The 12706-nt window shown below is 68.3% G+C and carries 10 protein-coding genes; 6 read left to right on the top strand and 4 right to left on the bottom strand.

Features of this window, described 5'->3' with window-relative positions:
• Positions 1 to 14: 14 nt before the first annotated feature.
• Complete coding sequence (locus IPN47_04355) at positions 15 to 221, bottom strand: hypothetical protein (protein ID MBK9407278.1); 207 nt, start codon at positions 219 to 221, stop codon at positions 15 to 17.
• Between the two features lie 674 nt (positions 222 to 895).
• On the opposite strand from IPN47_04355, the gene IPN47_04350 reads away from it, so the two are divergent.
• A complete protein-coding gene (locus IPN47_04350) occupies positions 896 to 1528 on the top strand; it encodes an amidohydrolase family protein (GenBank protein MBK9407277.1) in 633 nt (210 codons plus the stop codon).
• On the opposite strand, the gene IPN47_04345 is transcribed toward IPN47_04350, so the two are convergent.
• Complete coding sequence (locus IPN47_04345; protein MBK9407276.1) at positions 1518 to 2492, bottom strand: NAD(P)-dependent oxidoreductase; 975 nt, start codon at positions 2490 to 2492, stop codon at positions 1518 to 1520. The genes IPN47_04350 and IPN47_04345 overlap by 11 nt on opposite strands.
• A 371-nt stretch (positions 2493 to 2863) precedes the next feature.
• Here IPN47_04345 and IPN47_04340 point away from each other — a divergent pair, with 371 nt between their 5' ends.
• Positions 2864 to 4492 carry a sulfatase-like hydrolase/transferase gene (locus IPN47_04340; GenBank protein MBK9407275.1) on the top strand — a complete coding sequence of 543 codons (1629 nt, stop codon included), beginning with the start codon at positions 2864 to 2866 and terminating at the stop codon, positions 4490 to 4492.
• A 184-nt stretch (positions 4493 to 4676) separates the two neighbouring features.
• Here IPN47_04340 and IPN47_04335 read toward each other — a convergent pair whose 3' ends face one another.
• Complete coding sequence (locus IPN47_04335) at positions 4677 to 5429, bottom strand: glycosyltransferase family 2 protein (protein MBK9407274.1); 753 nt, start codon at positions 5427 to 5429, stop codon at positions 4677 to 4679.
• 376 nt (positions 5430 to 5805) lie between these two features.
• Complete coding sequence (locus IPN47_04330; protein MBK9407273.1) at positions 5806 to 7272, bottom strand: hypothetical protein; 1467 nt, start codon at positions 7270 to 7272, stop codon at positions 5806 to 5808.
• Between the two features lie 210 nt (positions 7273 to 7482).
• On the opposite strand from IPN47_04330, the gene IPN47_04325 reads away from it, so the two are divergent.
• The 4 genes from IPN47_04325 to IPN47_04310 are packed head-to-tail and all read left to right on the top strand — an operon-like array spanning position 7483 to position 12700.
• Positions 7483 to 8682 (top strand): metallophosphoesterase, encoded by a 1200-nt coding sequence (locus IPN47_04325; protein ID MBK9407272.1) that lies wholly within the window; start codon positions 7483 to 7485, stop codon positions 8680 to 8682.
• A gap of 32 nt (positions 8683 to 8714) precedes the next feature.
• Positions 8715 to 9383, top strand: coding sequence for a DUF4956 domain-containing protein (locus IPN47_04320; GenBank protein ID MBK9407271.1), 669 nt, complete (start codon positions 8715 to 8717; stop codon positions 9381 to 9383).
• 1 nt (position 9384) lies between these two features.
• Positions 9385 to 12015 carry a CotH kinase family protein gene (locus tag IPN47_04315; protein ID MBK9407270.1) on the top strand — a complete coding sequence of 877 codons (2631 nt, stop codon included), beginning with the start codon at positions 9385 to 9387 and terminating at the stop codon, positions 12013 to 12015.
• The gene (locus IPN47_04310) at positions 11996 to 12700 is read left to right on the top strand and encodes a VTC domain-containing protein (protein MBK9407269.1); all 705 of its coding nucleotides are present in this window, start codon (positions 11996 to 11998) and stop codon (positions 12698 to 12700) included. The genes IPN47_04315 and IPN47_04310 overlap by 20 nt, the downstream gene beginning before the upstream one ends.
• Positions 12701 to 12706: the final 6 nt, after the last annotated feature.

Raw genomic sequence — 12706 nt, 5'->3', positions numbered from 1 at the left:
CCTGTGGCTTCGGCTCAACGGGCCGACGCCCCGGCGCGACTCGCCGTCGTCGGTGTCACACTGATCGACGGGACGGGGGCTGCCGCTCGCCCCGGGACGACGATCTTGATTGCCAACGGCCGCATCACGGCCATCGGCCCCACGGGGCGCGTCGCGATCCCCGCCGGGACCACGCGCATCGACGGCGCCGGGCGATACGTCATCCCCGGGCTGTGGGACATGCATGTGCACCTGACGGCACGCGCGTCGGACCGATTCTCCAACGGTCGCCCCAACTACATGGCGGCCGCCGACTACTTCTTCCCGTACTTCCTCGCCAGCGGCATCACCGGGATTCGAGACATGTCCGGGCAGCTGGCCGACCTGAAGGAGATGCGTCGCCGGGTCACCGCGGGGCAGCTGGATGGCCCGCGCATGCTGGTGACCGGCCACAAGATCGGCGATCGCGAACCGGTGGTCCCCCATGGGCCCAAGGGCTACCCGAACGAAGCCGCCGTCCGCAAGGCTGTCCAGCTCCTGCGCGACAACGGCGCCGACTTCGTGAAGCTCGAGGAGCTGCGCCCCGACCTGTATCCGGCGCTCTTCACCGCCGCCCGTCAGGCGCAACTTCCGGTCGTCGGGCACGTCCCCCCGAACCTGGGGCTGACGCGCGCCTCCGACCTCGGCATTCGCTCGGTCGAGCACCTCATGGACGTCATGCTGTCGGCGTCGCGCGACAGCGCCGCGCTGCGCGACGAGGCGCTCGACGGACCGTCGCTGTGGGATCGCGTGCTCATTCGCATGCACCGCCGCCAGCAGTGGGAGGTGTTCCGCCGGCAGATCGAGCACGCCACGCACTCAGGACGACGCCACCACCGCGGCGCTGCTGCGCAAGCTCGCCAGCAACAACACCTGGATGGTCCCGACGCTCGTCGCCAATCGCGACATCATGCGCATGCGACCGGACACCGGGATCGCGCGCTGGAGCACGGCGCTCCTTCCCGCGGAGTTCCGCACGCAACCCAAGTCGTGGTGGAACAACGACCAGGCGCTGGCGCGGGAACAGTTCGGTCGTCAGATGCAACTGGTGGCCCAGATGCAGCGCGCGGGCGTGAAGCTGCTCGCGGGAACCGACGCCCCGGGGACCTCGCGACTGCCCGGAGAGAGCCTGGTCGAGGAGCTCGAACTCATGGTGCAGGCAGGGCTGACCAACGCCCAGGCGCTCGCGACGGCAACGCGCCACCCCGCCGAGTTCAGCGGCCTGGCCGACAGCGTCGGCACGCTCGCCGTCGGAAAGGTCGCCGACTTCGTCCTGCTCGACGCCAACCCGCTCGATCGCATCGGCAACCTGCGCCAGGTCGCCGGCGTCGCGGTCGGTGGCCGCTACCGCACGCGCCCGCAGCTCACCACCATGGTGGCGAGTGCCGAAGCGCTGCGCGTGACGTGGGACGGGCGCTACCTCGCACGCAAGCAGGCGAAGGAGAGCGAGATGCTGGCGCGGGCGCGGACCGGGACCAAGCGGCCGACGCTGGCGGGAGCTATCGAGTAGCGCGCTCGGCGAGGCGCTCGCGGACCCGCGCCAGCCCGATCGGCAGCGACGGCTCCGGGCGCCAGCCCGTCAGCGCCAGCAGGCGCGCGATCGACACGGGCTCGTGTGCCATCTCCTCGGCACGCACGGGGACGGCGCCGAATTGCAGCTGTGACGACGCCACGCCGAGCACCTCGGCCGCGATCTGCGCGAACTCCCGCACCGTGGTGAGCACGCCGGTCGCGAGATTCCCCACCTCGCCCGCTCGCGTCGGTGCATCGGCGAGGCAAAGCAGCCCGTCGGCCACGTCTTCCACGTATGCGAAGTCGCGACGCTGCAGCCCCTCGGTCAGGGGGAGCGTACGCCCGTCCTGGCGCGCCTCGATGATCGACGGCAGGAGACGCCCGGCGTGCTCCCCCAGTCCGTACACGGTGAAGAGACGCGCCGTCATCACACGTGCCCCTGCCCGCTCCCCCACCTCGGCCACCGCGTCGGTTCCCGCCAGCTTCGTCCGGCCGTAGAGCGTCGTTGGTGCGGGAACGGTGTCCTCGCATAGGTCGCCGGTCGCCGTCCCGTACTCCAACGCCGACCCCACGTGCGCACCGGCGCGCTCCGATTCGGCCGCCCACTCGGCGAGCCAACGTGGCAGTGTCGCGTTGACCAGCGACGCCGTCTCCTCATCCCGCTCCCCCCGATCGACTCCGTAGCCCGCCAGGTTGAGGATGAGCGACGGCGCGAAGTCGTCGAGCTGAGGCCGCAGCGACTCCGGTTCACGCGCATCGACGGCGGCGAAGCGTCGACCACCGTCGGCGCCACCGGTGCCGGCGTACGCGGCGACCAGCGCCCCAACATCCCGGCCGAGCAGGAGCGATTGATCCCCACGCCTGTTCACCGCCTCGGCGACCCAGCGCCCGATGAAGCCAGTCGCGCCGAGGATCGCGACGCGCCCGGGGATGGGCGCTGGGGGATCGAGAGGAGCCATCACCTTTGCTGGTTCTGCGGATGCCACGGGGGGCGGGGGTTCGTTCCCCCAAGGAGACGCCGAGCGCCCACGTCATGCAACCCCGGGAAGCACGGATCGTGCAGATTGGTGACGGTAGATCGATTGCGAGGCTGGCCGGTGCGGCGTCTGTCTCGGTTACCGCACGCCGCCGCACCGATCGCTGGGCGCCTCGCGCCTCGCCGCCCCGAACACCGACCCCCGTTTCGTGTCCTCCGTCGCTTCGCTGAATTCCACGCCCACCTCGTCCTCGGCAGTGCCGGCCCTGACGCGCGGCCGCATCGTGTCGCTCGGCGTGTGGGGCCGGCTTCCTGTCTGGAGTGGGCGAAGGCATCGCCCACGCAGCCGCGCGCGGCGTGCCCACGATCCAGTCGCCGTACAAGGTCTCGCTGGACGTGCTCTGGCTCGCCCCGCTCGTGAACGCGGTGATCTTCGGGGTCATCGCACTCGTCCTGTCGCTCGTGGCGCCTGCGCTGCGGCGGCGACTGGGGGGCAAGGTCGACGTACTGTTGGTCGGGACGCTCGTCTTCGGCGCGGTCGCCGTTCCTGCGATTACGCTCAAGGTGCTGTATTTCCCAAGCGCCCTGATGCTCGCGCTTGGCGCCGCCGTCATCGTGACCCGAGCCAACGCGCCGCGCTTCATCGCCGCATCGGCGACGCTATCGCGACGCGCGATCGCACTCCCGGTGCTGGTGGCGTGCATCGCCCTGGCCATCAAGGGCGGGGTCCGTCTTCGGGAGGGCCGTGTGGTCGGCGCGCTTCCAGCCGCCGTCGCCGGCGCCCGGAATGTCGTGATCCTCGTCCTGGACACCGTGCGGCGCGACCGATTTGCCCGCGCGGGACAGGAGAGCCTTACTCCCAACATCGACCGCTTCGCCTCGCAAGGCACCTGGTACGCGAATGCCTGGTCGACGACCTCGTGGTCGCTGCCGTCGCAGGCGTCGATCCTCACAGGCCAGCACACGTTCACGCACGGTGCCGACTGGCCCGGCATCGGGATGAGTCGCGCCGTGAGCACGCTCCCGGAATTCCTTGGCGCACGCGGGTACGCCACCGGCGCCTTCTCGGGCAACGTCGCGTGGATCGTTCCCGAGCACCTGGGGCGCGGCTTTGCGCGGTTTGACGCCTATCGCCCCATCGACATCATCCGCCGCCTCGCCGCGTACCGCGTCGCCCAGCCGGTGATCGAAGCGTTCGGCTATCGCGACTCGGGATACGGCAAGCAGGCTCCCACGGTGCGCGCGCAGTTCCTCGACTTCATCGACGATCATCGCGACCGTCCCTTCTTCGCGTACATCTGCCTGATGGACGTGAATCAGGCGATGCACCGCCGCAAGCTCTCGCATCCGGCCTGGACGCCGGAGCCACCGGCGAGCGAGATCATGGGCGAGTACGATCGCGCGTTGCGACAGGCCGATGGCGAAGTGGAAACGCTGCTCGAGGCGCTGCGCACGCGAGGAGTGCTCGACAACACGATCGTCGCCATCGTCTCCGATCACGGCGAGTCGTTTGGCGCCGCGCAAACCGACGACCACGATCCCGTCGGGCATGGCACCAGCCTGTATCCCGAGCAGACGCGCGTCCCGATGTGGGTGGTGCTCCCGAAGGGCGAGCGCGCTGCGGCCACGGTCGACCAGCCGGTGAGCATTCGCGCGATCGCCGCCACCATCACGCAGTCGCTCGGCCTCGCCGACGCCGGCGTCTTCGGCACGTCGCTCCCGGTGGCGCGCGCCGGCGGCGCCGCGCCGGTTCGCGACCCCGGCGCCTCGGCGCTGATCACGCTGCGCTACGACGGGCGCCACGACGACGCGATCGTGCGCGAGCCGCTGTTCCTCTTCCGAAAGGGGAGCGAACCGGGGAAGCCGACGGAGTTCTACGACCTGTCGTCCGACCCGTTGACCAAGCGCGCGCTGCCGCCGGACGCACGAAGCGCAGCACTCCTCGCGCACATGGACGCGCAGCTCCCGCCGGCACCCAAGCCCTAGGTCGACCAACTCGTCAGAGCTGGGGTCAGAGCTCGGGTCAGAGCTGGGGTCAGAGCACTGTAGATCAGGGCACGCTCGCCGCGCTCAGCACTCGCGTGCCGCAGCCGCAAACACCGAGCGCCCAAATGCAACACGCGTCGTCCACTCAGGGTGGGCGACGCGTGTGACGCCGAGGCGGCGCGTATCAGGTCAGCGACGCGCGCGTCGTCGGCTCGGGAGCGGTGAGCGTGGGCGATGCGCCCACGCGGCGACGCCAGGCGGAGAACTCGCCGGAGAATCGGAAGCGTAGGAGCGCCGCGAAGAATTCCCAGCAGGTCGTCGCCTTCACGTGCGACAGCCCGTTGCCGCGCATGCGCGCAAAGCAGTTGTACTCGAGCACGCGAACGCCCAGGTAGTTCGCCTTGATCATGATCTCCGGGTCCAGCAGCCACTGCTTCGACGTCAGCTCCATGCGCAGGATCACCTCGCGCGGCATGAGCTTCGGGAGCCCGTTGATGTCCATCGACTGTACCCCCGGAAAGAGCGACCGGAAGAACAGGTTGTAGGCGATGGAGACGACCTTGCGCGACGGCCCGTCCATCCGAAACCGGCGGCGTGCCTTGGCCAGCACCGGGAGCCCCGACGCGACCGCGTCCTCGAACAGTCGCACCGCATCCTCGGCGTCGACCTGGCCATCGGCCGGGATCACCCCGACCCACGGCGCCACGCAGGCCGGAATCCCGGAGAGAATCCCGGAGCCGTACCCGACGTTCTTCTCCACGCGCACCGGCGTGATCTGCGGGTGTTCCTGCGCGAGCTGCCGGATGATCTCACCGGTCCGGTCGCGCGAGCCGTTGTCGACCACGACGAGTTGCAGCGGGATCCCGGCATTGCCGAACGCGCCGAGGACCCGCCGGATCGTCTGCCCGACGATGGCCTCCTCGTTGTAGGCCGGCATTACGAAGGACACGGCGGGAAAGCCCGCGGGGCCCGATCCACTGGCGCGTTCGCTCACGAAAGTCTCATTGGCTAGCCCAAACGGCGGCCGGGCGGACGTCCACGGGGGGCGACCGAGCGGCGTGAACAACGATTCGACGGTCCAAATCTGCAAGGCGAGTGCCCGGCGCGGCGCACCGCCCCCCTCCGAACCGAGGCGCTACGGGCTCCGAGGGGCCGGGGCCGACGGATCCGGAGCAGCCGACTGCGGCGCTGTCGAGGTCGACCGTGGCTCCAGCACCACGACTTCGGACAGGAGGTTGAGCGGCCACCAGGTCTGGACCCCTGCCACCCCGGAATCCGCCGCACGATCTGGTAGTTCTCGAGAATCGCCGCCTTCACGCCGGACCCCGGTCATGAAAGTCGTACGGGGTCTGGTCGGTGTCGATCACCCTTGCGAGGATCCGGGTGTATCGACGCTCCCTGATCCGCTGGATAGTCTCGGCGAGGGCGGGGCGGTTGATGAAGCTCTGGTTGTTCGTCACGTGGAGCGTCACCGGCGAGGAGCGGTCCTTCATGACGATCCCCGCCTTGAGGTACGGCCACGATCCGTTGTCGAGCAGGACGCTGTCCGGGTTCATCCCCGCGAATTCCTTGTCGACGTCGGCAATGTAGCGCGCCAGGTCTGGGGAGACGTCGTTGCGCGGGAGTCGGACCACGCCCAGCCCCCCCATCACGGCCAGGACCACCGCCGCCGCGGCCGCCGGAGCGACCAACGACTGCCACCCGCCATTGGTTGGAACCGGCCACGCGTCCCGCGCGACGACCAGGAACCAGGCGGTGGCCAGCATCATCGCCGGCCCCATGTGATTGGCCGTCCAGCCAAGGCCGCTGGTGTACGTCGTAAGCGCGAACAACGCCCCGGTCATGAGCCAGAGCGCAGTCGCGCCGCGGGAGCGTCCCGGCAGGACGAACCGCACCAGGGCGAGCAGGCCGAAGGTGAGGTACAGTCCGGCCCAGATGAGGTGCAGGATGCTGCGCGCCAGCGAAACCTGCTTGTCGCCGAGGGCGCCGAAGATCCAGTAGCGGAAATTCTCCCCGAGGACGAGCACCGCCCCGCCCATCACGGCGACGCCGAGAATCCCAGCGACCACCGCCCAGAGGATGACCCAGCGCTTGTCGGTCGATCCCTCGAACCAGAGGTAGATCGCGAAGAGCCCCGCCCACATGAGCTGGTTCTGCTTGACCAGGAAGCCAAGCGCGGGGAGGAGGGCCATGGCGACGAGGTGCCACCGGCGCGCCCCGCGGGCGTGCGACACCGCGATCCACGCCGCGGTCATCGAGATCAGCATCGCCAGCCCATCGTTATGCAACGAGTGGACGAAGTTGTTGAATCGCGGGTCGAGCGCCACGAGGAAGAGCAGCGCGGTGCAGCTGACGATCCAGAGCCCGCGTCCGCCGCGACGCACTTCCGGGATCAGGAGCTGCGACAGGCCATCGGCGACGAGCCCCGCCACGAGCGCGGCAAGCAAGACGTAGCTGAACTGCACGTAGCGCAGGAACGGAATGTCGGTCCCGTGCCCAAAGGCGGCGCCGATCGTATACGTGAGGATCTGCGTCCCCGGCGTGTACGGGTACGAGTTGTTGTCCGCCACCGGCGTATACAGCGGGAGCCCTTCGCGATACTTGATGATGTCGGTGAGGAACGGGCTCTCGGCAAAGCTCAGCAGGTCGACCGGGATGCGGAGATAGAACGAAACCTGGTAGAGCGCGGCCAGGGCGAGCGCCACTGCACCAAGGGCGAGCAGGGCGACCGACCAGGTGGCGCGCTGCGAGCGTGGCGTCCCGGTGTTCGAGGTGGTCATGGAGGGGGGTAGGGCGTGTACCGGCACCTGCCGGGGAGTGCGTACTACTGACGAGCGGCAGGGGGCGCCTGTCTCGCGAACGCGACGCGTCGCAGGATCTGCGCCACCTCACGACCGAGCAACGCGGCGACCGGCCCGTGGCATGGTTACTGCCATTTTCCCCCTCGGACCGGCGCTTATGGCGGGCATCGGCCATCGAACGGAGAACGGATGATCAACCCTGGATCGCGCCTGGCGCGACTGGCTTCTATCGGGCGGGGCTCGGCGCTGGCCGGACTTGCCCTTTCGCTGGGATTTAGCCGCCCGGTGGCGGCGCAGGACAGCGCCAATCGCTTCACCTTTGCCGTCGTCGGCCACATGCGCGGGAACAGCGATCCCGAGCTGTATCCGCGCCTCGATGAGGTGGTCGCGGAGCTCAAGCGCCTCAAGCCCGACCTCCTGTTCCTCACCGGAGACATCATCTGGGGATCGATTCCCAAGGCGCTCACCGACCGCAAGGCGGTCATCGCGCAATGGGAAAAGGTCGACGCGAAGCTCGCCCCGCTCGGGATCCCGATTTACCGCGTTCCCGGCAACCACGACATCCACGACCCGGTCACGCGCGACGTCTTCTTCGAGAGGTACGGCGCGCTCCCGCGCGCGGTGGATTTCCGTGGCTCGCGCTTCCTGCTGCTCAACACGACGTTCACGCCCACGGGGAACGCCCCGGTTCCCTCGGCGCAGAAGCTCACGAAGACGCTGCGCCTCGACTCGTTGCAGCGGCAGTTCGTGCAGGACGCGCTCACCCAGTCGCCAGCGACCAACACCTTCCTCGTCATGCACCACGTGCTCTGGTTCGAGGAGGACGACCCGTGGTGGGCCGAGGTGCACCCGTCGCTGGTGAAGCGCGGGGTGCGCGGGGTCTTCTCCGGCGACCTGGGGCCGGCGATGTACACGCACCTGGTTCGCGACAGCATCGACTACTTCCGCGCGACGCTCAATGCGATGGTCGACAAGCCGACGGCGGCCGCGACTCCGGTCTCGCTCATCCGCACGGTGCAGTTCGAGAGCTTCGTGTTCGGCGAGGTGGACGGCGCCTCGGTGCGCTATCAGGTCCCGACGGTGGGGGCGCTGAGCTCCGACGCCTTCTCCCCCGCTCGCTGGCGCCAGGCCTTCGGACCCGGGCGCGATCCGGGGAAGCTCTACGACCCCTCGGCCTACCGGGCCCCGGCGGTCGACGAGGAGTCGGAGGGGCCCACAAAGTCGAAGGCCGCGGGGCCCCCACCCTCGCCCACCATCGTGCAGCGCCTGTGGAGCGCGGTGGGCAGTCCCAAGCGTCTGGCGGCACTATTCCTGCTCCTCGCCGTTGTCTTTGCCGGCGGCTTTGTGGCCGGCCGCGCGCGTTCGGCTTCCGCCGCGCGTTCCACCTGACCCGATCCATCCCGACCGAATAGGAGCATCGCGTGGAGCAATTCCTGGCGACCCAGACGGGCAAGATTCCCGTCCTGGGGTTCTTGATCAACTTGCTGCTGACAGCGGGCCTCAGCTTCGTCCTGGGACGGCTGTACATCGCCTTTGGTGCGTCGCCCTCCAACCGGCGGGCCTTCGCGCGCAACTTCGTGCTGCTGGGCATGACGACGATGGTGATCATCACCATCGTGAAGTCCTCGCTCGCCCTGTCGTTAGGCCTCGTCGGGGCGCTCTCGATCGTGCGCTTCCGCGCCGCCATCAAGGAGCCCGAGGAGCTGACCTACCTCTTCCTGGTCATCTCGCTGGGGCTCGGCTTCGGCGCCGACCAGGTCTGGGTCACCCTCATCGCCTTCGCCGTGGTGGCGGTGGTCTTGATCGCCAAGCGCAAGTTCGAGCGCACCGATGAAGTCCGCCACTTGCACCTCACGGTGTCGTCGGCGCAGCCAGCCGGGTTGACGCTCGCCGCGCTCGTCGGGACGCTCGAGAAGCACAGCAACGACCTGCACCTCACGCGCTTCGACGAGGGGGCCAACCTGCTCGAAGCCTCGTTCAAGCTCGACTTCGACGACTACAAGAAGCTGGAACAGGCCACTTCCGACATTCGCGCGCTGAATGCGGGGGCCAAGGTCACGTTCCTGAATCTCGAGGACCTGGGAAACTGACGTGAAGATCAAGTCGCGCGAAGGCGAAACGCGGCGCAAGGCGATCGGCACCCTGCGATCCACGGCCTCCCGCCGGTGGGTCGCGATCGGGTATACGCTGGTCGTCTTCGTCGCCGGTGTGGCGGCCCATCGCCTGGGCGTGCTGCGCGGGGCGATCGACCTGTTGTCCCCCCGCACCATCACCACCATCACGCGGCGCGTGCAGGGGCTCACGACCACCCCCGAGCGCCTGATCATCGACATCAAGCACAAGGATTTCATGAACCTGGCGCACCAGCGCGAAGTCGCGCTCAAGCGCCAGGTCCTCATCGTCTCCGACGCCGACGTGGTCAACGCCAACGTGCGCTTCGCCGGGAAGACCATCCCGGTGAAGCTGCGCCTCAAGGGCGACCTGACCGATCACCTCGAAGGGGACAAGTGGTCGTTCCGCATCATCGCGCGGTCGGACAGCACGATCCTGGGGATGAAGCAGTTCTCGCTGCAGCACCCACAAACGCGCGACTTCATCAACGAGAAGCGCTATCACGAGGCGATGCGTCGTGAGGGGCTCCTCGCGCTGCGCTACGACTTCGTCGACGTCACGATCAACGGCAAGGATCTCGGCCTGTATGCCCTCGAAGAGGTGTTCGAGACGCGATTGGTCGAGAACAACGAGCGCAAGGACGGCCCCATCCTCCGATTCAACGAGGACGTGCTCTGGGGCGAGCTCGCGCGACAGGAGTCGGTCGCGCCGCGCGACCGCGGCTTCGTCGCCGGCTCCGGCGGCTACTTCTCGGCCGACATCGACGCCTTCCAGACCTCCAAGTGGTTGGCGACGCCGGCCGGGCGCGACCAGTTCCTCACCGCTATCCAGCTTCTCTCGTCGTTCCGCACCGGCAAGGTGACGGTGGCCGAGGCGTTCGACATCAAGAAGCTCGCGACGTTCTTTGCGCTGAGCGACTTGTTCAGCGCCTGGCATGGCGTGGGCAACTGGCCCAACGCGCGCTTCTACTACAACCCGATCACCTCGCGCCTCGAGCCGGTCTCGTTCGACGCGTACAACCGCACCACTCCGGCCAAGCCGGGGCTGCTCGCGCTGCAGGCGATCGACGAACGCCGCGACCCCACGTCGCGTCGCTACATCTCGCAGTTCTTCGCCGACACCGCCTTCTATCGCCTGTACGTCTCGGAGCTGGAGCGCGTGAGTGCGGCCGGCTACGTCGACGAGATGCAGCGCGCGCTCGCGCCCAAGCTCGACCCGTCGCTGAAGATGCTGCGGCGCGAGTTTCCGGAGCTGGAGATCGACTGGCAGTCGGTGCGCCGCGCCGCGGAGTTCATCCGCATCGCGTTGCATCCGCCGCAGGCGGTGCAGACGTACCTGCGCACCGCCGCACCGGGCGAGCTCGTGATGGACGTCGCCAACATGCAGGCGCTGCCGCTGCGGATCATCGGACTCGCCCGCGACACGACCGTCCTGCCGTCCACGCCGCAGTTGCTCGGCGGCAAGGACGACAGCCAGCCCATGCAGTTCACCACCATCCGCTTCCCGGTTCCGCGCGGCTTCACCTGGCCTAACGACACGCTCGAGACGCCGCTCCGCGTACGCTACCAGGTGGTGGGGAGCCAGCAGATCGACGAGGCGCCCGCGATGGCCTGGTCGCACGAAGGGCTCGGCGTCGCGCAGCTCCGCGTGAACGCCATTCGCCTGGCGCCCAACGCGGCGTCCTTCCCCTTCATCAGGATCGATGACACCGAGCGCCGCATCGCGATCCTGCCGGGGAGCTGGCGCGTGGACCGCGACCTGGTCTTCCCGTCGGGCTATCGCGTCTTCGCCGGTCCGGGAACGCGCCTCGACATCGTCAACAAGGCCAACGTCCTGTCGTGGTCGGCCGTCGACCTGCGTGGTGAGCAGGACAAGCCGATCGTCATCGAGTCGTCGGACCGCACCGGCCAGGGCTTCATCGTACTGCAGGCGGGTGAGATGTCCACGCTCGACTACGTCCAGTTCTTCGGGCTCTCCAACGCCAAGCAGAGCGGATGGGAGATGACCGGCGCCGTGGAGTTCTACGAGAGCCCGGTGACGATTCGGAACTCGCGCTTCTCGAAGAACCGATCCGAGGACGCCCTGCACATCATGCGCGCCGCATTCGTGCTCGACGGCGTGGTCTTCGACAGCACGCAGGCCGACGCCCTCGACATCGACTTCGGCAAGGGGCCGATCCGCAACTCCCGCTTCCTCGACGTCGGCAACGACGGCATCGACGCCTCGGGGAGCGTGGTGGAGGTGGAGGACGTGCAGGTGAAGGGCGCCGGCGACAAGGGGATCAGCGCGGGCGAAGGGAGCACGCTCACCGCCAAGCGCATCGACGTGCGCGACGCCGCCATCGGCATCGCGTCGAAGGACCGCTCGCACATGATGATCAGCGACGCGCACATCATCGGCGGGCAGGTCGGCGTCACGGCCTATCGCAAGAAGTCGGAGTACGGCCCTGGGATCATCGAGTTCACCACGCTCGAGATCAAGGGACAGAAGGTCGCCTACCTCATCGAACAGGGCTCGTCGCTCAAGATCGACGGTCGCGCCATGCCGGCCGACCTCACCAACGTAGCCGACAAGTTGTATGGCGCTGAGTTTGGCAAAGCCAGTCGTTGATCCGCTCGCGACGTCGGGGCGATACGAGCGCAAGCTCCTCGTCACCGACATCTCGCGCGCGAACATCGAGCACCTGGTGCGGCTGCATCCCGCGCAGTTCTCGGAGATCTACACGCAGCGCTACGTCAACAACTGCTACTTCGACACGCCGGAGCTCCGGCTCCTGTGGGACGCGGTGCAGGGGCACAGCCATCGCCTGAAGGTGCGCGCGCGTTGGTATGGTGACCTGTTCGGCGACGTCGCGCGCCCAGTGCTCGAACTCAAGCGCAAGCGCGGGATGGTGGGGACCAAGGAATCGCGGGCGCTCCCACCGATGGCCTTCAACGCCGAAAGCGAGGTAGGGACGCTCGCCCACTGGCTGGGCGACGTGGAGCCGCCGGCATCGATCGCGTCCATCACGGATGCGCTGCGCCCCACGCTCGTGAACCGCTACTCGCGGCGCTACTTCCAGTCCGCCGACCGCCGCTTTCGCCTGACGATCGACTCGGAGTGCGAGTACTACAGCGCCGAAGCGCCACGTCACCGCGCCTGCCGCCTGCTGGTCGACGACATCACGACCATCGTCGAGATCAAGTACGCCGTGAAGGACGACGACGCCGCCTCGTTCATCAGCAACGCCTTCCCATTCCTGATCACCAAGAGCTCCAAGTACGTGACCGGGATGCAGCGGCTCGGCTATCGCTGACCCCGC

It is taken from the genome of Gemmatimonadota bacterium (genome assembly GCA_016719105.1).
Lineage (GTDB): Bacteria > Gemmatimonadota > Gemmatimonadetes > Gemmatimonadales > Gemmatimonadaceae > SCN-70-22.
This window is presented reverse-complemented; position numbering and strand designations above follow the sequence as displayed.

Coding starts and splice junctions, on each gene's coding strand:
- IPN47_04355 (MBK9407278.1), bottom strand. CDS start 221: ATGTCCCACAGCCCGGGGATGACGTATCGCCCGGCGCCGTCGATGCGC.
- IPN47_04350 (MBK9407277.1), top strand. CDS start 896: ATGGTCCCGACGCTCGTCGCCAATCGCGACATCATGCGCATGCGACCG.
- IPN47_04335 (MBK9407274.1), bottom strand. CDS start 5,429: ATGCCGGCCTACAACGAGGAGGCCATCGTCGGGCAGACGATCCGGCGG.
- IPN47_04330 (MBK9407273.1), bottom strand. CDS start 7,272: ATGACCACCTCGAACACCGGGACGCCACGCTCGCAGCGCGCCACCTGG.
- IPN47_04325 (MBK9407272.1), top strand. CDS start 7,483: ATGATCAACCCTGGATCGCGCCTGGCGCGACTGGCTTCTATCGGGCGG.